The organism is Xanthobacter tagetidis (assembly GCF_003667445.1).
GTDB lineage: Bacteria > Pseudomonadota > Alphaproteobacteria > Rhizobiales > Xanthobacteraceae > Xanthobacter > Xanthobacter tagetidis.
The window spans coordinates 39733-56745 of the sequence record NZ_RCTF01000005.1 but is presented as its reverse complement, the minus strand read 5'-3'; the positions used below and the strand labels follow the sequence as shown (position 1 = coordinate 56745).

General features: G+C 67.8%; 35 protein-coding genes and 1 pseudogene. 12 read left to right on the top strand and 24 right to left on the bottom strand.

Annotated features, from left to right (window positions below):
- The first annotated feature begins 40 nt into the window (after nt 1–40).
- The gene (locus tag D9R14_RS22870) at nt 41–253 is read left to right on the top strand and encodes a hypothetical protein (protein ID WP_147452981.1); all 213 of its coding nucleotides are present in this window, start codon (nt 41–43) and stop codon (nt 251–253) included.
- 21 nt (nt 254–274) lie between these two features.
- Here D9R14_RS22870 and D9R14_RS07780 read toward each other — a convergent pair whose 3' ends face one another.
- From D9R14_RS07780 to D9R14_RS23585, 24 genes and pseudogenes are all read right to left on the bottom strand, one after another.
- Nucleotides 275–520 (bottom strand): hypothetical protein, encoded by a 246-nt coding sequence (locus D9R14_RS07780; RefSeq protein ID WP_121622764.1) that lies wholly within the window; start codon nt 518–520, stop codon nt 275–277.
- 79 nt (nt 521–599) lie between these two features.
- Nucleotides 600–1007 (bottom strand): hypothetical protein, encoded by a 408-nt coding sequence (locus D9R14_RS07775; protein ID WP_121622763.1) that lies wholly within the window; start codon nt 1005–1007, stop codon nt 600–602.
- Nucleotides 1000–1401, bottom strand: coding sequence for a hypothetical protein (locus D9R14_RS07770; RefSeq protein WP_121622762.1), 402 nt, complete (start codon nt 1399–1401; stop codon nt 1000–1002). Before D9R14_RS07770 ends, D9R14_RS07775 begins: the two co-directional genes overlap by 8 nt.
- Before the next feature lie 106 nt (nt 1402–1507).
- Nucleotides 1508–1990, bottom strand: a complete 483-nt coding sequence (locus D9R14_RS07765) for a hypothetical protein (protein WP_121622761.1) — start codon at nt 1988–1990, stop codon at nt 1508–1510.
- Nucleotides 1990–2316 carry a hypothetical protein gene (locus tag D9R14_RS07760; RefSeq protein ID WP_121622760.1) on the bottom strand — a complete coding sequence of 109 codons (327 nt, stop codon included), beginning with the start codon at nt 2314–2316 and terminating at the stop codon, nt 1990–1992. The genes D9R14_RS07765 and D9R14_RS07760 overlap by 1 nt, the downstream gene beginning before the upstream one ends.
- Complete coding sequence (locus tag D9R14_RS07755; RefSeq protein ID WP_121622759.1) at nt 2313–2516, bottom strand: hypothetical protein; 204 nt, start codon at nt 2514–2516, stop codon at nt 2313–2315. The genes D9R14_RS07760 and D9R14_RS07755 overlap by 4 nt, the downstream gene beginning before the upstream one ends.
- Nucleotides 2513–3112 carry a 3'-5' exonuclease gene (locus D9R14_RS07750; protein ID WP_121622758.1) on the bottom strand — a complete coding sequence of 200 codons (600 nt, stop codon included), beginning with the start codon at nt 3110–3112 and terminating at the stop codon, nt 2513–2515. The genes D9R14_RS07755 and D9R14_RS07750 overlap by 4 nt, the downstream gene beginning before the upstream one ends.
- The gene (locus D9R14_RS07745) at nt 3109–3324 is read right to left on the bottom strand and encodes a hypothetical protein (RefSeq protein ID WP_121622757.1); all 216 of its coding nucleotides are present in this window, start codon (nt 3322–3324) and stop codon (nt 3109–3111) included. The genes D9R14_RS07750 and D9R14_RS07745 overlap by 4 nt, the downstream gene beginning before the upstream one ends.
- Complete coding sequence (locus D9R14_RS07740) at nt 3321–4484, bottom strand: hypothetical protein (RefSeq protein ID WP_121622756.1); 1164 nt, start codon at nt 4482–4484, stop codon at nt 3321–3323. The genes D9R14_RS07745 and D9R14_RS07740 overlap by 4 nt, the downstream gene beginning before the upstream one ends.
- Nucleotides 4481–5407: a PD-(D/E)XK nuclease-like domain-containing protein gene (locus tag D9R14_RS07735; RefSeq protein WP_121622755.1), complete on the bottom strand. Its 927-nt coding sequence runs from the start codon at nt 5405–5407 to the stop codon at nt 4481–4483. Before D9R14_RS07735 ends, D9R14_RS07740 begins: the two co-directional genes overlap by 4 nt.
- 1 nt (nt 5408) lies before the next feature.
- Nucleotides 5409–5606 carry a hypothetical protein gene (locus D9R14_RS07730; RefSeq protein WP_121622754.1) on the bottom strand — a complete coding sequence of 66 codons (198 nt, stop codon included), beginning with the start codon at nt 5604–5606 and terminating at the stop codon, nt 5409–5411.
- Between the two features lie 8 nt (nt 5607–5614).
- A complete protein-coding gene (locus D9R14_RS07725) occupies nt 5615–6625 on the bottom strand; it encodes a hypothetical protein (RefSeq protein WP_147452980.1) in 1011 nt (336 codons plus the stop codon).
- A gap of 114 nt (nt 6626–6739) precedes the next feature.
- Entirely contained in the window at nt 6740–7000 is a 261-nt protein-coding gene (locus D9R14_RS07720; RefSeq protein WP_121622752.1) for a hypothetical protein, read from the bottom strand.
- Between the two features lie 2 nt (nt 7001–7002).
- On the bottom strand, nt 7003–7233 hold the full coding sequence (locus tag D9R14_RS07715) for a hypothetical protein (protein ID WP_121622751.1): 231 nt from the start codon (nt 7231–7233) through the stop codon (nt 7003–7005).
- Nucleotides 7234–7235: 2 nt separating this feature from the next.
- Nucleotides 7236–7541, bottom strand: a complete 306-nt coding sequence (locus D9R14_RS07710) for a hypothetical protein (RefSeq protein ID WP_121622750.1) — start codon at nt 7539–7541, stop codon at nt 7236–7238.
- On the bottom strand, nt 7534–7797 hold the full coding sequence (locus D9R14_RS07705; protein WP_121622749.1) for a hypothetical protein: 264 nt from the start codon (nt 7795–7797) through the stop codon (nt 7534–7536). Before D9R14_RS07705 ends, D9R14_RS07710 begins: the two co-directional genes overlap by 8 nt.
- The gene (locus tag D9R14_RS07700; RefSeq protein ID WP_121622748.1) at nt 7797–8051 is read right to left on the bottom strand and encodes a hypothetical protein; all 255 of its coding nucleotides are present in this window, start codon (nt 8049–8051) and stop codon (nt 7797–7799) included. Before D9R14_RS07700 ends, D9R14_RS07705 begins: the two co-directional genes overlap by 1 nt.
- Nucleotides 8048–8398 carry a hypothetical protein gene (locus D9R14_RS07695; RefSeq protein WP_121622747.1) on the bottom strand — a complete coding sequence of 117 codons (351 nt, stop codon included), beginning with the start codon at nt 8396–8398 and terminating at the stop codon, nt 8048–8050. Before D9R14_RS07695 ends, D9R14_RS07700 begins: the two co-directional genes overlap by 4 nt.
- The gene (locus D9R14_RS07690; RefSeq protein WP_121622746.1) at nt 8395–8661 is read right to left on the bottom strand and encodes a hypothetical protein; all 267 of its coding nucleotides are present in this window, start codon (nt 8659–8661) and stop codon (nt 8395–8397) included. Before D9R14_RS07690 ends, D9R14_RS07695 begins: the two co-directional genes overlap by 4 nt.
- 46 nt (nt 8662–8707) lie before the next feature.
- Nucleotides 8708–8851: a hypothetical protein gene (locus D9R14_RS23080; protein WP_170168542.1), complete on the bottom strand. Its 144-nt coding sequence runs from the start codon at nt 8849–8851 to the stop codon at nt 8708–8710.
- A gap of 810 nt (nt 8852–9661) precedes the next feature.
- Complete coding sequence (locus D9R14_RS07685) at nt 9662–9925, bottom strand: DUF1902 domain-containing protein (RefSeq protein ID WP_121622745.1); 264 nt, start codon at nt 9923–9925, stop codon at nt 9662–9664.
- Between the two features lie 140 nt (nt 9926–10065).
- Nucleotides 10066–10320, bottom strand: coding sequence for a hypothetical protein (locus tag D9R14_RS07680; RefSeq protein ID WP_121622744.1), 255 nt, complete (start codon nt 10318–10320; stop codon nt 10066–10068).
- A 331-nt stretch (nt 10321–10651) separates the two neighbouring features.
- A complete protein-coding gene (locus tag D9R14_RS07675; RefSeq protein WP_245420631.1) occupies nt 10652–11149 on the bottom strand; it encodes a S24 family peptidase in 498 nt (165 codons plus the stop codon).
- 87 nt (nt 11150–11236) lie between these two features.
- Nucleotides 11237–11374, bottom strand: a pseudogene (locus tag D9R14_RS23585) (helix-turn-helix transcriptional regulator); the annotation flags it as partial.
- Between the two features lie 81 nt (nt 11375–11455).
- On the opposite strand from D9R14_RS23585, the gene D9R14_RS07670 reads away from it, so the two are divergent.
- The 11 genes from D9R14_RS07670 (at nt 11456) to D9R14_RS23070 (ending at nt 17011) form a co-directional block, all read left to right on the top strand.
- A complete protein-coding gene (locus D9R14_RS07670) occupies nt 11456–11680 on the top strand; it encodes a transcriptional regulator (RefSeq protein WP_121622742.1) in 225 nt (74 codons plus the stop codon).
- Nucleotides 11677–12444, top strand: a complete 768-nt coding sequence (locus D9R14_RS07665; protein ID WP_121622741.1) for a hypothetical protein — start codon at nt 11677–11679, stop codon at nt 12442–12444. The genes D9R14_RS07670 and D9R14_RS07665 overlap by 4 nt, the downstream gene beginning before the upstream one ends.
- The gene (locus D9R14_RS07660; RefSeq protein ID WP_121622740.1) at nt 12434–12889 is read left to right on the top strand and encodes a hypothetical protein; all 456 of its coding nucleotides are present in this window, start codon (nt 12434–12436) and stop codon (nt 12887–12889) included. Before D9R14_RS07665 ends, D9R14_RS07660 begins: the two co-directional genes overlap by 11 nt.
- Nucleotides 12886–13170, top strand: coding sequence for a hypothetical protein (locus D9R14_RS07655; RefSeq protein ID WP_121622739.1), 285 nt, complete (start codon nt 12886–12888; stop codon nt 13168–13170). The genes D9R14_RS07660 and D9R14_RS07655 overlap by 4 nt, the downstream gene beginning before the upstream one ends.
- A 550-nt stretch (nt 13171–13720) precedes the next feature.
- The gene (locus D9R14_RS07650) at nt 13721–14134 is read left to right on the top strand and encodes a hypothetical protein (RefSeq protein ID WP_121622738.1); all 414 of its coding nucleotides are present in this window, start codon (nt 13721–13723) and stop codon (nt 14132–14134) included.
- Nucleotides 14134–14307 carry a hypothetical protein gene (locus D9R14_RS23075; protein ID WP_170168541.1) on the top strand — a complete coding sequence of 58 codons (174 nt, stop codon included), beginning with the start codon at nt 14134–14136 and terminating at the stop codon, nt 14305–14307. The genes D9R14_RS07650 and D9R14_RS23075 overlap by 1 nt, the downstream gene beginning before the upstream one ends.
- The gene (locus D9R14_RS07645) at nt 14304–14642 is read left to right on the top strand and encodes a LexA family protein (RefSeq protein WP_121622737.1); all 339 of its coding nucleotides are present in this window, start codon (nt 14304–14306) and stop codon (nt 14640–14642) included. The genes D9R14_RS23075 and D9R14_RS07645 overlap by 4 nt, the downstream gene beginning before the upstream one ends.
- A 1-nt stretch (nt 14643) precedes the next feature.
- Nucleotides 14644–15180 carry a GcrA family cell cycle regulator gene (locus D9R14_RS07640; protein ID WP_170168540.1) on the top strand — a complete coding sequence of 179 codons (537 nt, stop codon included), beginning with the start codon at nt 14644–14646 and terminating at the stop codon, nt 15178–15180.
- Nucleotides 15177–15743, top strand: a complete 567-nt coding sequence (locus tag D9R14_RS07635; RefSeq protein ID WP_121622736.1) for an MT-A70 family methyltransferase — start codon at nt 15177–15179, stop codon at nt 15741–15743. Before D9R14_RS07640 ends, D9R14_RS07635 begins: the two co-directional genes overlap by 4 nt.
- A gap of 9 nt (nt 15744–15752) precedes the next feature.
- Nucleotides 15753–16385, top strand: a complete 633-nt coding sequence (locus D9R14_RS07630; protein ID WP_121622735.1) for a hypothetical protein — start codon at nt 15753–15755, stop codon at nt 16383–16385.
- Nucleotides 16386–16387: 2 nt separating this feature from the next.
- Nucleotides 16388–17011: a hypothetical protein gene (locus tag D9R14_RS23070; protein WP_170168539.1), complete on the top strand. Its 624-nt coding sequence runs from the start codon at nt 16388–16390 to the stop codon at nt 17009–17011.
- The last annotated feature ends 2 nt before the right edge of the window (nt 17012–17013 follow it).

The window sequence follows — 17013 nt, the reverse complement described above, 5'->3', positions numbered from 1 at the left end:
AATAAAGGGTTGCGGTTATTCCAGCGTTCCGGAGGGCGATTTGACCGATAAAGCGGTAGCGGATAAGCCGAGGCGCATGGGCCGCCCGCCGCTGAAGCAGAACATCAAGACCAAGGCGACGATGGTTCGCCTCACGGAAGACGTACGCCTGCGGATCGAGACGCTTGTCGGGGAACGGCGCATGGCCGCGTTCATCCGCGAGGCAATCGAGGCCGAGCTGAAGCGCCGCGAGCGCCAGAAGCCGGAGAAGTGACCGGGCATCTATGCTGCCTCCTCAGAACGGGATTTCGTCGTCGTCCGCGGTGGGCGACGGGACGGACAGCGAGCCGGCGAACGTGGTGTCCTCCACCGGGTCCCTGGTGGCGTGCGCGCTCAGGGCGCCGAGCACGATGAACGGGCCGCCGGGGTTCAGGCGCGCGAGGCGGCGGGCCTCCGTCTTGGCGTCATGGTAGGTCCGGTGGCGGACGGTTGGCGCGCGGCCTTGCGGGCACCAGACCATGTAGAATCGCGGCGTGCTCATGCAGCCTCCAGAGGCAGGGTGTCGATGTTCCCGAGGACGGGGCGGATCATGGGCGGGGAGAAGAGCATCGGGTGGTCAGTCATTGGGCCGCCTCCATGATCGAGTCGGCCGCCATCTTCCCGCCGTGCTTGAACTCCTCTGTCATCACGCGGACGATGCCGCGCAGGTGCGACGGGTCTTCCACGACTGAGCCGACCGCCATGCCGGCGGCGTAGCCCATCAGCCGGGCGAACATGAGCACGGTGTCCCGGTCATCGCGTCCGTGCGTGTGCTCGATGTTCATCCCCTCAACGGTGGCCACCAGAAGGACCCGGAGGATGCGAAGCGCCGCCTTGGATGTGTCGTCCTCTGCAACATGCTCGGCGAAAAACGAGCGCGCCGCCCATTCATGGAAATCGTCCGCCCTCCCGGCCGCGAGAAACTCGCTCATCGCCGGCAGCTTTCGGACAAGAGGAATTCCGGCCTCGCTCATCGGGTGGTCAGTCATGGGGGCCGCCTTCCCGCCCGCGCGACGGGGAGGCCAGTCGGGCAAACGCCTCCTTGGAGTCGAACCATCTGTCGTCGCGGATGATGTGGCCGATGGCCTCGACCATGCCGCCGAGGCCCGGCTGGCTCAGCCTCACGCGCACGGACTTGCCGGGCAGGTCCTTCCAATCTTCGACGCCGGCCGCGCGCATGATGCCGGTAATCCACTCGGCCGCGAGGTTGCCCTGCTCGGCGTGCGCCCCGGCCTTGGAATCGGGGAGCCCGCCGAGCACATACCCGCCGTAGCCCTGCCCCGACCCGCCGTAGTTCAGATGGACAAACGACGTGAGGATGAAGCCGCGCTCAATGTAGAGCGTCGCCGCCTCAATGATCGCGTTCCTGATTGTCTCGTTCATGGCCTTCCATCTCCAAAGAACTGCGGCGCCAACCCCTCGCCTGGGGACAGGAACATCGCTGCCGCCAGCACCAGGGCGGCGAGGATCAGGAGGACGTGGGGGCGGGTCACAGTCCTGCCTCCTGCCGCGCCTTGAGCACGATGCCCGTCATCGCCCGGACGATGTCCTCCCGAGGGGACCTGCCCAGCCGAAGGGCGGTCGAAACGGCGTAGAGCTGGTCGGCCACCCGCAACGGGTTAATGCCGATCTGCTCCCACCAAAATTCCTCGCCATTCGAATGCTGGGCGTCCTTCCCGCCCTGGTGCACGCCTGGCGCAAGGGGCACCGTCCAGCGGTCATCCGGCTTCGCGCCGGTGGAACTGGCCTTGCCGTAGAGCGCGCTCGAATACCTGATGTGCGCGGCGTCGTTCCGCCGGGCGATGGTCGGTAGAGCGCCGGTGGCGAGGCACGGCAGGTCGCGGATCAGATCCAAGTGCGCGGCGTCTTCCTGCCGGCCACGCTCGCGAGGCGGCTTGCGGGACTTGTCCGGGCGGGCGGTCCTCTGGCCGATAGGGGGCCAGCCACCATCGGGGACGTAGCGGAGGGCCATCAGCGGGGCTCCTGCAAATGGATGGTGCGGCCCTGGCGCGCTGACCCACGCCAGAGCCGCGAGAAGGCGCCTTGCAACACCTTCCATGGGCGCGGCGGGTGTGAGGCGCCGTGGCCCGTTTCAGCCGCCGGGACGGCTCTCCCGGATCGGCCCTGCGTGGATTGCTCCACGTAGCCCATGATCGCGCCCGTCACGCGCTTGGTGATCGACATGCGCGCGCTCACCTGGCCCTTCCGGGTCAGGTAGTCGGGATGGCTCTCCAGTGCGTCGCGCACGGCGCCGTCGACGACGCGCCAGAGCTGGCGATAGGCGCGGGCGTTCTTCACTTGCCGCCTCCATCGTCGATCACCGCATCCACGAGGTCGTCCTTGAGGACGAAGCTCACGATGGAGGCCAGGAGTTGGACCGGGGCCATGCCGCGCTTCTTTGCGTGGTCGAGGAGCGTCTGCGCGAGGTCGCCGCGCAGGGTCAGTTCCACGTCGAGCACGACGGAGCCGGAGACGGCGCGGCGGGTGATCTGGCTCATGCCGCCACCTCGAACACGCCCTTGGCCGCGAGCCAGTCGAAGAGGCGCCGGGTGCGGGCGAGATCATCCCAGGCGCTGTGCACGCCAGCGCGGGGCTCCTCGCCAAGCAAAAGAGAGCACGCTTCGTCCAGCGAGGGCCATTTGAAGGTGCCATCCTCCCGGTTCGCCTCGATGCGGCAGAACGGGGTGGCGGCCTTCATGGTGTCGACGAACTCCAGCCCCGGCCGGGTCCAGAGGTCGGCGGGCTTCTTCCGACGGCGGATGCAGCCCTCGATCACCTGCCGGTCGAAGTCGATGCCGTGGCCGACGACGATCTCCGCCTGGGCCGCGAAGCCGCAAAGCATGCCGAGCGCCACGATCTCCGACACGCCGCGCTTCCCAGCAGCCCGGGTCGAGATGCCGTGCACCGCCTGGGCGCAGGGGCGCACCTGCCGGCCTTCTGCCGTGATCCGGACGTGGAAGTGGTCCGCGTCCTCCCCGCCGATGACGAGCTGAGCGGCGATGCTCACCGCCCAGGGCTGGGCGGGGTCGTCCAGCGGGACGCCGCGCTTCAGGAGGTCGGAGGATTCCACGTCAACGAAAAGCACCGAGGTCATGGGCTTTCCTCCGGGACGAAGAAGACCGCGCCGGGCTCCATCGATAGGAGCGTGAAGCCGGCGGGAAGGCTCGTGACGATGTCCGCGCGGATCGCGGCTTCGACCTCTTGGTCGGGCGCGTCGCGGCGCACCAGCGTCGTGCCGAAGCGGATCGGCTTGAGGCCGGGGTATTGGATGATCGCGGTCCAGCCGCGGTTGGCAGAATCGCTCATGCCCCCGCGATCTCCCGCACCTGGAGCGTCACGTCCTCGGCCGTGATCTCGCCCTTCGTCCGCCGGAGGTGCAGCGAGAACACCTCCCGCATGATCTCCACTTCCGCCTCGTTCGGCGGCGTCTCCAGCTTCTCGCTGAACGCCTTGTGGAGCGTGGTGAGGCTCGCCTTCTGGGTCGCCCTGGCGAGCGCCTGCGAATAGGCGGTGATGGTGTCGGAGGACAGGCCGGGCTGGGGGGCGGGTTGACCCGACCTGGCCTCCTGCTCGCCCGGCGACACGGGCGAGGTCTCTTCGGCGTGCTCCTGCTCGGAGTCGCCGGGGAATTCTTCGGTAGTCGCATCCTCAGCCGGCGGCGCGGTCTCGGCGGAAGTGGATGCGGTCTCATGGTCCGCTTCCAGATCCGTCTCGCGGTCCACATGCGCGATAGAAAATCCGGAAACCAGCGCTCCGGTGGGGGGCGCCTTGTTCAGGCGATCGGCCAGGCTGGTGACCGGCGTAGCCCGGCGCGCGCGGGCGTCATCGGCGAGATCGGCCATCTCGTCCTCGGTGTAGACGCCAAGCATCAGGGCCGGCTCATAGAAGCGGCACCATTCGCGCGTGCCGCGGTAGATCAGCATGCGGATGTGGTTCTTGGCCGCGCCCCATGGAGAATTGGACCCGGTCGTCTTCCACTCGCCCACCGATCCATCAACCAGCCGCGTACCAGGCAGGCGGACGCCGGGGGTGAGCGCCTTGATGACCTCGTCCGAAAAGTCTTGGTCGGATAGGTAGATCCGGAAGTCATCGTGGCCGGGCTTGCCCACAAAATGCTGGCGCAGCTTCAGGCCCATCTTCGCTTCAAGCACAGCGGCGACGAGCTTGCCCTCGTAGCAGAGCCTGCCATGCACCACGGACACGCATTGTGCTACGGCGAACGGGTCCAGCCCCCACCGAACAGCTTGGTTCACCACCAAGAAGCAGTTCGCCATTACTGTCTCTTGCGGCAGGACTTCCTTCTTGTCCTTGGTGCCGACGAGATAGAGCGATTCCGGGATCAGCGCCGACCGTGCCATCACGGTGGCGATGCGCTGCATGTGCTCGAATCGTCCGGTATCGAACGTCGGAATGGGGTCGATGACGAGCGCGGACTCCCTGCGCTGCGGTGCCAAGTCGTTGCTCACGCCGCCACCTCCTGCGGAAGGAGGCCCACGTCGGTCTCGGCGTCGAGGCGCTTGCGCAGCCACTCCGGCACGAACGCCTTGTGCTCACCCGGGAAGGCCTCCCATTCCCCGGTCTCCAGGCACTTCGCGAACGTGTCGATGGCGCGCCGCACCCGCCGGCGGGCGTAGCTGATCCAGACCGCGTCCACCTCGATGATGGAGACGGCATAGGGCGGAACCTTCTCGACGCAGACCAGCACGAAGGCCGTCATGTCCAGGCCCAGGACCGCCTTGAGCGCCATGCCGGTGAGCGCGCCCGCCATGTCGTAGCCGCGATCCAGGATGGCGCGCTCCATCGCGCGCGGCGCCGCGTCGGCGGCGGTCTTGAGATCCACCACCACGCCATCGGAGACGGGCAGCACGTCGGGCCGAATCTTGAGCCAGATGCCGGTGACGGGATCGCGGTAGATGATGGACCGCTCCACCTCGCCCTGCAGCAGCCCGGCCTTGATGAGCGGGTGGCGCGCCAGGGAAGCGGCGATGCCCTTGATGTGGCCCACCTGGTCGGAGGTGAGCACGGTCTTGCCGGAGTCGCGCATCAGGTCGCGCCACTCGCGCGCCGCCTTGGTCCGGTAGTCAGGGAACTCCTCCGGGCGCACGACGAAGCGCTCGCGGAAGCCGGCCTCGCCCAGGAGCAGGGTATGGGCTGCCTGGCCGAAATCGAGCGCGTCCGACTGGTCCTGCTCGACCCGGTTCGGGTTCAGGTAACTGGTGGCCCAATAGTGCGCGGGGCTGCGCAGCTCGATGGTCCGCAGGCCGGAGGACGACACGCCCGGCCCATCTGTGCAGTCGCCGTGATAACGCTCGATGTCGATCGCGTAGACGCCCGGATCCTTGACGCGCTCGGTGGGGGCAAGGGGGCGGACGGGGAAAGCCTGGGTCATGTCAGACCAGCTCCTTCTCGATGAGCAGCCATTCGGGGGCGTCGACCACCCACCCGGCCTCGCCTTCGTCGGCGCGGGTCATCTCGATCTGCGACAGCGGGAGCCACACGGTCTTCCCGGTGCTGTGGTCGCGGACCTGGACGGCGCGGTCGGTGCGCGCCAGGAGGTCGACGTTGATCTCGACGATGTCGGACTTCATGGCGCGCCTCAGTAGGTGATCGAGACGTTCGGGACGCTGCGGGCGGCGATCAGCGCGATCACCTTGTCCGCCACGTCCTCGGCGATGCCGCCCTCCATCAGCGCAGCCGCGGCGACGCGGTGCACGTGGTTCCGGCGGCGGGTGCTGGCCTCGCGGCGGGCGGCCTCCGCCTCCTCGGCGGCCTTGGCCTCCTCCTGCTCGCGCTTGATCCGGGCCTCGGTGTCCCGGACGCGCTGCTCGGCCTCCTCGGCCTGGCGCTTGAGGGCGCGCTCGCGCTCCTCCGCCGCCTCCCGCTCGCGCTGGGCGGCTTCCTCGGCACGGCGAGCCTCGGCGGCGGCCTTCTCCTCGGCCTCCCGCGTGGCGCGCTCCGCCGCCTCCCTGGCGATCTGCTCCTCGCGCTCCTTCCGCGCCCGCTCTTCCGCCTGCCGGCGCAGCTCGGCGAGTTCCGCCTGCTCGGCCTCGAATTTCTCGCGGGCCGCGATGCCGGACTCCAGGTGGAACAAGGCGATGTCCTTGGCGCGCCCATAGGCGGCCTCGAATTCCTCGCACCACGGGCCGATGGCGACGGCTTTCACATCGGCGAGGGCGGCGCGCATCTCGGCCGCGGTGAACTGCCCCTGCCCCTTGGCGCCGAGCACCTCCAGATTGGCGATGGCGGTCTTGTGGTCGGCGACGCGCTTCTCCTCGGCCTGCTCCCACTTGGTGAGCGGCTCGCGCACCTCGTCCGCCCAGGCGTCGAGGGTCTCGCGCGCAAGCCGGCGGGCCGCGTCGATCTTCTTGGGGATCTCCTTCTGCTCGTCGGCGAGGCTCTTGCCGACGGCTTCGATCCGCGTCTTCGCCTTGGTGATCTTGTGGGCGAAGGAGCGGATTTCCGCGCGCCCCTTGGTCGTCGACATGTCGGGCGCGAAGGAATCGATCTCCTTGCGCACGCGCTGCAGGAAGGGGTCGAGCCCGCCGGGGGTGGTGAAGGCTGAGAGCGCCGTCTGCGGCGGCTCGAACTGAATCAGGTCCATATCCATGACGGGTTCCCTCTTGAGGTTGGCGAGCACGGCCGCTGCGGCGCTTCCCAGCGTGCGGAAGTTCGGGGGCAGCGGTCGGCTGTTCATCGACGCACCAGGCCGGCGAGGGCGAGTTCACGCATCGCTGCCGCCCTCGATCTCGCGGATGCGCGCCGGGCGCAGGGCGCCGTGCTTGCTGAGGTAGTCCTCGGTGATCCGCATCAGGCCGAGCGGCTTCACGCCGTTCCGGATGCCGGCGCGCACGGCGCGGATGCAGTCGTTCGCGGCGCTGACCTCGCCGTTGAGCCAGCGCAGGTGCATCGAGGCGATCGCCCAGCACGAAGCGAAACCGGCGAAGAACGTCGCCAGAAGGGAGATGAGGAGCAGGCCGTCCATGGTCAGCCCGCCGCCTGGTGCTCGGCCTCGGGAAGGCCGTAGAGGATGCGCTCGCTCACGCGGTCGGCGCGGGCGGTGTCGATGGCCTCGTCCAGGCCGGCGGTGATTTCGCCGGGACCGAATCCCGCCGACTGCAGGTGCCGCATCACGGCGGCCTCGTCGCCGAGGTCGACGGCGGTGTGCTTGGTGAGTTCGCGGGCCATCAGGGCGACCCGCTCGGCGAAGTAGGCCATGATCAGACGCTCCAGCTTTCGAGGATTTCGGCGGAGGCCCGGACCTGAGCAGCCCAGGCGGCGGCGGTGAGAGAAGCCGCCGCGGTCGTCACCAGCGCGGCGCCGAGCATGAAGCCGCAGATGTAGGGCGGCAGCGGCGGGAACGGGCACAGCGCGGCCCGGCGGTCGGAGAGGCTCACGACCTCGCAGGGTTGGCGAGCCGCCGAGGCCGCGGGAGGGGAGGGGACGGCCTGCGGCGGCTCCGGCACCGGCCGGGGATGGCGGCGGGCGCGTCTGGATTTCAGGATGAAGTCGAGAAGATCAGCCATTGGCCCCTCCCAAAGCGGCACGGCCGGCATCGGTCAGCGTCCACAGCGGCGCGCGCCCGGCACGGGTGAAGGTGGCCCATCCCTTGCGCCGCCAGCGCTGGTGCGTCCGGTCGGCGTGCCGGCCCCACCAGTGCTCGGCGCCGGGCGTGCCGCGCTCGATCTGCGACATCTCGTCGAAGGTCCACGGCTTGCCGGAAAGGGCGCGCCGGATCATCGCGGCTTCAACCGCGAGCTCGATGTCCCGCGTTTCCGGCATCACGCCGCGCTCCTCTGGCTCGCGGCCGCAGCATGGGCGGCAGCAACACGGGCGGTGTCCGCCTCGTGCTGATCCAGGACGGCGTTGATCGCGGCGGCGAGCTTCGCGGCCAGCGCGTGGTCGCTCAGGAAGATTGTGACGCTCGGGCCGCAGGAGCGTGCGAACTCCATTTCGAGCGCACCGATCCCGGCGCTGGCATGCGCGCGGTGCAACGGGCCGTGCACATTGAGGGAAAAGCTCGGGTTCTCGCTCATGCGGCGCTCCTGTCGGCAGGGGTCACGATGCCGAGGCGCGCGCGGGCCGCCGAAAGTTCGGCGCGGGCGCTCTCGGAAATGGGGATCAGTCGAGCGAGCAATCGCGCCGGCGCGGCGTCGGGATGCATCGGGTGGCGCGCCGCCATCTCGGCGACGGCGGCGTCCAAGCCGACGGCGTGCACGAGGTCGAGGAAGATCGTCGCGAATGCGTCGCTGTAGGACCGGTTGTGCCAGTAGACCGGGAGGCCGGTGGCGTGGGCCATGAGCGCCGCGTTGAGCGAGACGGTGTCCACGGCGCTCGGGTCGGACACGGCCGCCAGGATCGCGTCGCGGATGGCGGGGTTCACGACGCGCCTCCCGTGGCCTTGGAGATGGCGGCGGCTTGTTCGAGCAGCCACGCGTCGTAATGGTCGTGGTCGGCAATGCCGGCAGAGAGGCTGTAGCGTCCCGGTTCGGCCGCGTAGACCTGGAGCATCTCGCGCAGCCACAGGATGAACCCAGTCATCTTGCCGCCGGGCCAGCGGACGCGGTCATGCTGCAACTGGTCTTCCGGCTTGCGCCCCTGCGCAATGCAGTACGCGACGTACCGAGGCTGGTAGGTCGTTCCCATGCTCCCCTCCTCATGAGGGGCGGCCCCGGAGAGCCGCCCGGTTGGCTCACTCCCCGGCGGACTCGGCCTTGGCCGCCTTCACCCGGCGGAGGCTGCCGAGGAAGGCCTCGTTCAGGGCCTCGCCCTCGGCCTCGAAGGCGGCGTCCGCCTCGGCTTCGGTGGTGGGCTGGGTCTGGTTGGTGGTGGCCATCGTCTGCTCCCGTTCTGATGAGCAGAGTAAAGCACTGCTTGATGTTGATATCAAACGCTACTTGATAAAAAATTCAAGCATCGCCATAGTGCCGACCAGTCGCGGTTCGGCGCGCCTCGCGAGGAGCGGGCGAAGCCGAGCGGCGGCAACGATTCCCTGATGAGGGTCCCGGCTGAGTAGGCGGGGAATCGGCTGGCGGATTACCGAGGCGCCGGGTGAAAGAGGGAGTGGGTCACAGTCCACGCCGAACCAAAGCGGCGGACCCGGACGCAGGGCACTGCGGACCAATTCAGAGGCAGGCTGCGGCGAAGCGCCCTATGAGGCCGCAGCTCGCATGCGAGACGTGGGGGTGTCCAAAGCCTCCCCTCGGCCAGCATGCAGCGGAACCCAGCACGAGCGACGACCGGCCGGCCCACGATGGCCCGCCGGCGGAAGGCCGCAGCGCCGCGCTCGCGCCGGGAGACGCTGCATGTTCAAAAGGGTGGTTATGGCTGGGAGGATAGGAACCTATCCGGATAAGTATGCTATCAGGACTATGAGAGCGGATAAAAATACTGACCTATGAATTCTTGGAGCTGCATGCGCGAGGCAAAAGAAAAACCCCGCCGGAGCGAGGTTTTCAGTCACAGACTCCAAGCCGGATTTTCAGCATGGAGATGATGTCGCGGCGCTCTACCGGTTTAAGTCCCTCAGGATCCGGGACGATGTGAGGATGACCGTCCCGGTCCTGATGGAGTGTTCCGCCATTGTATGACCTCTTCATGGGTGTGAGCCCGAGGGTCTTGATGGCGGCGCGGTATTCGTCCGCTGTCACGCGGCGTTCGCCATCGAGGCGTTGACGGTCACGTGCGCCGGCCAGAAATTACCGCTCAAGCGAGATTTCTCGACCGTCACAGCCATAACCCGATGTCCCTGGTGCTCCAGGATGTCCCGTGCGGCAATCGGCAGCCGCTCCTCGATTTCGGCCAACGATCGGCCGTGCACCATGAGGCCTGGCAGGTCGCTGCTGGTGGCCAGCAACAGGCCGGTCTCTTTGTGGCTTGCCACCTCCACGTTGATGAGTTGGTCCTTCATGATCCGCTCCAGGAGCGCGCTCCAACCCCTGATCTGAGGTTGTCCCTTCCCGCTCCACCCGCATTATGCGGCAACGAATCGTTAGCACCAAATTAACGATTGCCCATTACCCGGCGCGCCCCACGGCTCGGCGCGGAAAATCAGGGCTCCGTTCCTTCAAAGTCATCCGGGATCGCGCCGAAGCGTGCCAGGAGCACCGGCGGCCCCCATTCTCCTAGGTCCGGGTTCGGCGATGTCCGTGACCAAGCGATAACGCCGAGCTTGGTGTGCTTCAGCGCCTGGGCCTTCGCACGCGCCTGGGCCGCGCTTTGGCAGGCAATAGGCTCCTCGGCCACCGGGAAGCCGTCCATCTCGTCGAACGCCTGGACGACGTGGATTGTGACGGGCTGGCTCATGCGGAGGCTTCCTCCAGGTTCGGGAACATCTCCACGACGATGCGCCGGCCTTCATCGCCTCGGCCGCGGCATGGGGAGCAGCGGAACCGCGGCGCCATCTGTTGGGCTGGGGCCTCCGGTGGAATGCCCCAGCGTCTGAAGTGCTGCGGGAAGAAAACCCCGGCGTGGCCGCAATCGCGGCAGACGACCAGGGCCGAAGACACCTGCGAAACCAAACCGTTGGAAGCCCCCCCAGGCATTTCTTGCCCCTCATGTTCCTATTCTGTTCGCATAATGTGCGAGGTTGGGCGGGGAGTCGAATCGATTCTCTCGATTGCGATAGGGGCGATCCTCAGCCGCGGCTCGCGCCCCAGATCGCGTGCACCGTGAGCACCCGCTCGGCCGGAAAACGCAGGGTCTGCTCCTGACCTTCTGGAGGGTTGAGCTGCTCCAGCACCAGTTCCTTGGCGTTCTTGGAAACGAACCGCTTCACATAGCCGTAGGGCGGATCGCCGTCCTCGCCCTTGATCTGGACGAGCACGTAATCGCCGCGCTTCACGGGCAGCGTAGGGTGGATCGTCAGCAGATCCCCGGGCTCATAGCGCGGGAGCATGGATTCCCCGGTGTGGTAGACCGCATAGGCTCCGACCACGCCCTCCAGGGCTGGCGGACAGAGCACGTCCGCGATCTTCGAGCCGTTCAGGATGAACTTGCCGTCGTCGTTCATGCCGCCCGCCGCATGGCCGTACACCGGGATCGTCTTGTGGGAGAAGAGAAGGGGTATCGGGTGAGAAGCATCGGGAGGAGGCAGCGGCATCACCGGCCCCTCCACGACTTCTGTTTCAAGCATGGGGCCTTCGCCGGAAAGCAGCCACGCGTGCCGAGCGCCGAATTCGCGGGCGATAGTGACCAATCGATCTTTGCTTGGCCGTGGCGGTCGGCGCGCTTGGCCAGGACGTTCCGGGGTTTCCCACTGAGAAACGGATTGCACGCTCACGCCGACGCGCGCGCCGAACTCCTCCTGGGTTAGGCCGGACTGCGCTCGAAGCGCGCGGATGCGTTGATCCAAGGTCATGGGCGAAGGGTAAAGCTCGGCTTGATGAACGCGAGAAAGCAATGCTTGATTTCGACATCAAGTGATGCTTGAATTGCGCGCATGGCTGAGAAACACCCCGCCCTCATCCGCGCAATCGACGTGATCGGAACCGCCGGCGATCTGGCCGCGAAGATCGGCATCACGCCGCAGGCGCTTTCGCAGTGGAAACAGGTTCCGGCAACGCGCGTGCTGGATGTCGAGCGGATCACAGGCATCCCTCGGCAGGAGCTGAGGCCGGACATCTACGGCCCACAGCCGGCTCTCGCGCAGGAGCCGGCGGCGTGAACGTCATCGCGACAATCGAACCCTCTCATCTCCCGGCCATGATCGACCGGGCGGCGCAGGCGCTCCTCAATGCGAAAACCTCGGCCGAGGTGCTGGAAGCGAAGGAAATGGCGGGCTTCGTCTACGACGCGGCGAAGCGCTCGGCGCGGCTGTCGAAGGCGAAGGACGCCCATGACAGCCTGATTGCCGCCGCTCACCGCGCGCAGGCCGATGCCCTCGACATCGAAGCCCAGGCGAAGCGCCGGTTGGCGGATGAGTACGACGCGGCGCAGGAGCGGGGGGAGGTTGGGCAATCCGGGGCGCGAACAGACCTCGTTCCAAAGGGAAACGAGGTCGTTCCGCCGGCATCGGCGGCTGGCCTGTCCCGGAAGACCATCCACGAAGCCCGCCAAGTCCGCGACGCGGAAGCGGCCGAGCCCGGCATCGTCCGCCGCACCCTGGACGACAAGCTCTCCCGAGGCGAGGAGCCGACGCGCGCCGCACTGCGGGAAGTGGTCACGGCTGCGGCTGTGCGCGGCATGCGCGCGGAGCCATCCACGGGCCGGAAGAACCCGCTCTACGAACCGCCGACGCCCGCCGGCTCCGCCTGGGCGCATCTCTATGGATCGTGCGGCCGCATGCTCGAATGGGCGACCGACGAGAAGATCCGCCTCGCCATCGAAGGATTGGCCGAGCGCACCGACGATCAGGCCGCAAACCTCCGAGAGGTCCGGGAATGGGCGGCCCGCCTCAACCAGATCGTGGAGATGATCGATGCTGAATAGGCGGGCATCCGACTTCACCATCCTGGTGCTCAACACCGCGGCCATGGTCGGCAACAACGCCGCGCGGATCGCGGAGGCGATCATCCGACAGGCGTCCCCGCGGACCTCAGCCGAGGCGGACGCGGAGGGCGCGGACAAGGCTTTACGCATCGGTGTCATCTCCGAAGTGAAGCGCGTTCTGCGCAGGTCGCTCGACGATGCGGACCAGATCGCGTTTTCGGACATCGATCCGGCTTTCAGGCCGATCGTGCAGCGGCTCAAGTCAAAGACCTACTTCGTCGAGAGCATCGAGGAGTACGTCCTCGTGTCCCGTCTGATCGGCGAGCCTGCTCTTCTCGACGAGGCGCAGAAATTCATGCATCGCAAGGGCCAGGAATGTTTTGCCGAAGCGGATACTCTGCGGGAACTGCACCGGGCCGTCCTCGCTCGCGGTCGCGCATCATGAATCGCTTCGCCTCCGCCCTCATCCCGAACCTGCTCGACGGCGCCGTCATGGTCTTCGGCCTGGGCCTCGCCGCCGCCATCGGCCGGGCGGAGCTCGATGCATGGTGGCTCCTGATCCCCGGCTTCCTGGTTGGCTACGCCTACGACGCCGGCCGCCGCCGCGCCGCCGCCGAGCGTGACGCGCACCAAGCCGAGGCCCTGTTCGCCGCCCTGCGCGACGGCAGCGACGTGACCTGGAACGTCGTGCACTTCGACCCGCCGACGAAGGGCGATACGGCATGAACGACTGGATCGACCTTGTCCCCACGCGGAAGACCTCCGCTGCCGCATCCATCCCGGTTCGGTTCGGGCTGGTGAAGATGCGCGGCGCCCGCGCGCGGGGCATGGTGCTGATCCGGCGCGAGGTGCTGAAACCACTCAAGATGGCAACGTGGCGCGTCACCGCGCGCATCGGGCGCTCGCCGGAGCGGCGCCACCAACTGGCAGTACTGCCCGACGACGCCGGCCTCTTCGAACTGGTCGAGGTGGGCGTCGCCAAGGGGGGGGGGCGTCTTCCGGCTGAGCCTGCCGATCATCGAGACGTTCCCCGACATCGTCCTCCCTTCGGCCGCCGCGCCCCACAAGATCGAGCACGTCGGCGCGAGGCCCATCCTCGTCATCGACCTTCCCGCCGTGTGCTGGAAGGACGGCGCCACCGGAAAGCTCCGGGGGGCCGTATGACCATTTCCTTTTCCTGCGGGCTCGGCTCCTGCCGCCAAGCTGTTCCGGCCCGCTCCAACCAACATCTCCATGTCCTCCTGCTTGGTCCATCCAAGCACGGAGGTTTTGGGAGATGTCCCAAAAATCGTGGGAGCCGGAAGTGAGCGCCCTCGCCGAGGAAATGAAGGACGGATTGCGCCAGGTCGCAGGGCCGGGTGGGAGCGTGAAGGAGCGCATCGTGCGCGCCGCCCGCCGCACCGGCTTCAGCTACTGGCGCACGTTCGACCTTTGGTACGGCAAGGCCCGCCGCATCGACGGCCACGAGGTGGAAGCCGTCAGGTCAAAACAAGAGCAAGAGGAGGCACTTCGTGCCGAAACGGACGAGCTACTCGCCGAGGTTCTTGAGCGCGTGGCGGTTCTTGAGGCGGCTATTGCCGAGAGAGACGCGCAGGAAGCTTCGGGACCGCGCCCTGTCGAAGTCGGACAAGTGGGCTTGGTGGGTCGGGTTCTGGGGCGGCCTTCGGGACCGCTGATCCGGGGCCGCTGATGCTGAGCGCGGACCAGCTTCGCCGCATGCACGCGGCGCTCGGCGCCGTGCTCAAGACCTGCATTCGGGACCGGCGCGCCCTTCAGAGGAAGGACGCCGAGCACCTCCAGGGCGACCTGGAAGAACTGCACCGCCACCTGGGCGAGGCTGTGAAGAAAAGGGAGCGCCAATGACCGCGCCGATGACGAGCCGCCAGAAGACCGTGCTCGACTTCATCCGCTCCCATGTCGAGCGGAAGGGCTTTAGCCCGACCTATGCCGAGATCGCGGCGGCGGTCGGCATCAAGTCGAAGGGCGGGGTGGCGCGCATGGTCGAATGCCTGGTCGAGCGCGGCGCGATCCGCGTCCTCACGAACCGGGCGCGCGGCATCGCCCTGGTCGAGCCGGGCCTTCATCTCCTTCTCCAGCCGGATGTCGAGCGGTGCCTTCAGGACTTCGCCCGGCGGAACGGCATCGCGCCGGAGACCGCGGCAGCCGAGGCAATCCGGCATTACGTGGGAGCGGCGTGACATGGGGAAGTGGACGCAGGCCGAGATCGACGTGGTGCGCGCCGGCTGGGATAGGGGCGACACCGCAGCCCAGATTGCCGTGGCGCTCGCCGAGCGCGGGAAGATCACATCTCGCTGCGCCGTGTTGGGCGTCGTCCACCGGGAGAAGTTTCAGCGAAACCCGGTGCTGGCGAGCAGCATCGCCCCCACGGAAACCGTTGTGGAGAAAGGCGTCAGCACCAGTTCCGAAGCAAGCATGGCCGAGCCCAGGCGCCGCGTGTCCGTTGGCGAGCCCAAGCCGCGCCGCCGGGTGGCCGTGGTCCCCACGCCGCGCCCGCCGGAGCCCGAGCCGGAGCCCGTGGCCGACGTTCCGCCTCGGCCGCTTCCTCCTGAGGGCGGGCTGGCGCTGATGGACCTGGAGAACTGGCACTGCCGCTGGCCGCTCTCCGAATATCCCCACCGGTTCTGCGGCGAGAAGGCGGACGGCAGCACGTCCTGGTGCCCGGCGCATCGGTTGCGCGCGTTCGACCGGCGCCAACGGGAAGGGGTCGCGGCATGACGTGGCCTTTCGGCGATCTGAGGCCGCTCTCCTATGGCCTGATCATGGTCGACTTCCCCTGGCGGTTCTCCAACTGGTCCGCCAAGGGCGAGGTGAAGAATCCACTTGCCCACTACGAGTGCATGACGCTCGCGGAGATGAAGGCGCTCCCCATCGCCCAGCTCGCGGCCCCTGACTGCGTCCTGTGGATGTGGGCGACCAACCCCATGCTGCCGCAGGCGCTCGATGTGATGGCGGGCCTCGGCTTCACCTTCAAGACCGCGGGGCATTGGGTGAAGCGGACGCCCTCCGGAAAGCTCGCCTTCGGCACCGGCTATGTGCTGCGCAGCGCCGGCGAGCCGTTCCTGATCGGAACCATCGGCAAGCCCACCACGTCGCGTTCCGTTCGCTCCATCGTCGAGGGGCCTGTGCGCGAGCACTCGCGCAAGCCCGACGAAGCCTACGTGGCCGCTGAAGCACTGGTGCCTGGCACCGTGCGCCGCGCCGACCTCTTCTCCCGCGAAGGTCGCCCCGGATGGGATGCCTGGGGCCGGGAAGCCGGGAAGTTCAACCAAGCCGCATAGGAGCGCACCATGGGCAGGCCCAAGGGTTCGAAGAACAAGCCGAAGATTGTCCCCTCCGAAGCCGCGCCGTCGGCGGGGCACAACCAGCTCTCCGACGAGCAGGTCCAGGCCCTCTTCTTCCAGCACAAGAAGAAGTACGAGGCCGCGCTCGCCGTGAAGAAGAAGGCGGATGCCGACTTCAAGAACGCCTGCAAGCTGGCGAAGTCGGAGATCGGCGACGACGCGGTCGAGCGCATCAAGTACGCGCTGGAGCTGGAGACCGAGGAAGGCGAGGCGAAGCTGAAGGCGCGCATGGAGCGCCAGGCCGAGGTCGCCCGGTGGATGGGCCTGCCCATCGGCGCGCAGGCGAGCCTGTTCGGCGAGGACCGCACGCCCGGTGACGAGCGCGCCTTCGGCGAGGGCAAGCGCGCCGGCATGGAGGGCAAGGAGCGCCGCCCGCCCTATGACGCGGCGACCTCCCAGTTTCGGAAGTGGCTGGAGGGCTACGACGCCGGCCAGGAGGTGAACCGCTCGCTGATGGCGGACGCGATCAAGCCGCTGAGCGAGAAGGCACCGCCCGCCGACCCGTTCGACGATGCGTTTCCTGATGAGGCCTCGAACGAGGACGAGTGGGACCGCGCCGCTCCCGAGCCGGTCCACTGACCATGCGCCTCGCCGGCCTCGACATCGCCACCACCACGGGCGCGGGCCTGATCCTTGGGGCCGAAATCCGCGCCCTGAGCTTCCGGCCCCGCGAGAAACGGCCCTTCGGCCTGAAGCCGGGGGAGGTGGACTTTGCCTATGAGGGCCGGCTGGCGCGCGAATTCCGGGACTGGCTCCGGCCGCTCCTGGTGGCCGAGAGAATCGAGGCGGTCGGGATCGAGAAGCCCCTGCCGCCGAACGTCACCTATCGCAAGCCGATCGTGGACCGGAACACCGAATGGGCCGGCACGGCGATCCGCTACGAGGAGAAGGGGGGCACCACCATGGCCACGATCTTCCGGATCTACAGCTTCGTGAGCGAGGCCTTGGAAATCTGCGCCCGCCTGAACATCCGCACCGAGGTCATCTCCCAGGATGCGTGGCGCAAGAGCTTCCTTGGCTTCTCGAAGGCACCCAAGGGCACGACGGACGGGTCCGCCTGGCTCAAGGCCCAGGCGAAGGCGCAGTGCGCCCGGATCGGGGTGGAGGTGAAGAACGCGGATGCCGCCGATGCCGTGGGCGTCGTCTGGCACCTGCGGGGGATGATGGACCCGCTGAGGCAGGGCCTGTTCGCGGCGGCGGAGTAATC

Coding starts and splice junctions, on each gene's coding strand:
- D9R14_RS07730 (WP_121622754.1), bottom strand. CDS start 5,606: ATGAAGTCCGACATCGTCGAGATCAACGTCGACCTCCTGGCGCGCACC.
- D9R14_RS07685 (WP_121622745.1), bottom strand. CDS start 9,925: ATGAAGGACCAACTCATCAACGTGGAGGTGGCAAGCCACAAAGAGACC.
- D9R14_RS07700 (WP_121622748.1), bottom strand. CDS start 8,051: ATGAGCGAGAACCCGAGCTTTTCCCTCAATGTGCACGGCCCGTTGCAC.
- D9R14_RS07715 (WP_121622751.1), bottom strand. CDS start 7,233: ATGGCCTACTTCGCCGAGCGGGTCGCCCTGATGGCCCGCGAACTCACC.
- D9R14_RS07650 (WP_121622738.1), top strand. CDS start 13,721: ATGTCCCAAAAATCGTGGGAGCCGGAAGTGAGCGCCCTCGCCGAGGAA.
- D9R14_RS07770 (WP_121622762.1), bottom strand. CDS start 1,401: ATGAACGAGACAATCAGGAACGCGATCATTGAGGCGGCGACGCTCTAC.
- D9R14_RS07655 (WP_121622739.1), top strand. CDS start 12,886: ATGAATCGCTTCGCCTCCGCCCTCATCCCGAACCTGCTCGACGGCGCC.
- D9R14_RS07670 (WP_121622742.1), top strand. CDS start 11,456: ATGGCTGAGAAACACCCCGCCCTCATCCGCGCAATCGACGTGATCGGA.
- D9R14_RS07630 (WP_121622735.1), top strand. CDS start 15,753: ATGGGCAGGCCCAAGGGTTCGAAGAACAAGCCGAAGATTGTCCCCTCC.
- D9R14_RS07660 (WP_121622740.1), top strand. CDS start 12,434: ATGCTGAATAGGCGGGCATCCGACTTCACCATCCTGGTGCTCAACACC.
- D9R14_RS23070 (WP_170168539.1), top strand. CDS start 16,388: ATGCGCCTCGCCGGCCTCGACATCGCCACCACCACGGGCGCGGGCCTG.
- D9R14_RS07675 (WP_245420631.1), bottom strand. CDS start 11,149: ATGCTTGAAACAGAAGTCGTGGAGGGGCCGGTGATGCCGCTGCCTCCT.
- D9R14_RS07640 (WP_170168540.1), top strand. CDS start 14,644: ATGGGGAAGTGGACGCAGGCCGAGATCGACGTGGTGCGCGCCGGCTGG.
- D9R14_RS07735 (WP_121622755.1), bottom strand. CDS start 5,407: ATGACCCAGGCTTTCCCCGTCCGCCCCCTTGCCCCCACCGAGCGCGTC.
- D9R14_RS07780 (WP_121622764.1), bottom strand. CDS start 520: ATGAGCACGCCGCGATTCTACATGGTCTGGTGCCCGCAAGGCCGCGCG.
- D9R14_RS23075 (WP_170168541.1), top strand. CDS start 14,134: ATGCTGAGCGCGGACCAGCTTCGCCGCATGCACGCGGCGCTCGGCGCC.
- D9R14_RS23080 (WP_170168542.1), bottom strand. CDS start 8,851: ATGGCCACCACCAACCAGACCCAGCCCACCACCGAAGCCGAGGCGGAC.
- D9R14_RS07765 (WP_121622761.1), bottom strand. CDS start 1,990: ATGGCCCTCCGCTACGTCCCCGATGGTGGCTGGCCCCCTATCGGCCAG.
- D9R14_RS07680 (WP_121622744.1), bottom strand. CDS start 10,320: ATGAGCCAGCCCGTCACAATCCACGTCGTCCAGGCGTTCGACGAGATG.
- D9R14_RS07635 (WP_121622736.1), top strand. CDS start 15,177: ATGACGTGGCCTTTCGGCGATCTGAGGCCGCTCTCCTATGGCCTGATC.
- D9R14_RS07750 (WP_121622758.1), bottom strand. CDS start 3,112: ATGACCTCGGTGCTTTTCGTTGACGTGGAATCCTCCGACCTCCTGAAG.
- D9R14_RS07725 (WP_147452980.1), bottom strand. CDS start 6,625: ATGGATATGGACCTGATTCAGTTCGAGCCGCCGCAGACGGCGCTCTCA.
- D9R14_RS07720 (WP_121622752.1), bottom strand. CDS start 7,000: ATGGACGGCCTGCTCCTCATCTCCCTTCTGGCGACGTTCTTCGCCGGT.
- D9R14_RS07690 (WP_121622746.1), bottom strand. CDS start 8,661: ATGGGAACGACCTACCAGCCTCGGTACGTCGCGTACTGCATTGCGCAG.
- D9R14_RS07645 (WP_121622737.1), top strand. CDS start 14,304: ATGACCGCGCCGATGACGAGCCGCCAGAAGACCGTGCTCGACTTCATC.
- D9R14_RS07755 (WP_121622759.1), bottom strand. CDS start 2,516: ATGAGCCAGATCACCCGCCGCGCCGTCTCCGGCTCCGTCGTGCTCGAC.
- D9R14_RS07710 (WP_121622750.1), bottom strand. CDS start 7,541: ATGGCTGATCTTCTCGACTTCATCCTGAAATCCAGACGCGCCCGCCGC.
- D9R14_RS07745 (WP_121622757.1), bottom strand. CDS start 3,324: ATGAGCGATTCTGCCAACCGCGGCTGGACCGCGATCATCCAATACCCC.
- D9R14_RS07705 (WP_121622749.1), bottom strand. CDS start 7,797: ATGCCGGAAACGCGGGACATCGAGCTCGCGGTTGAAGCCGCGATGATC.
- D9R14_RS07775 (WP_121622763.1), bottom strand. CDS start 1,007: ATGACTGACCACCCGATGAGCGAGGCCGGAATTCCTCTTGTCCGAAAG.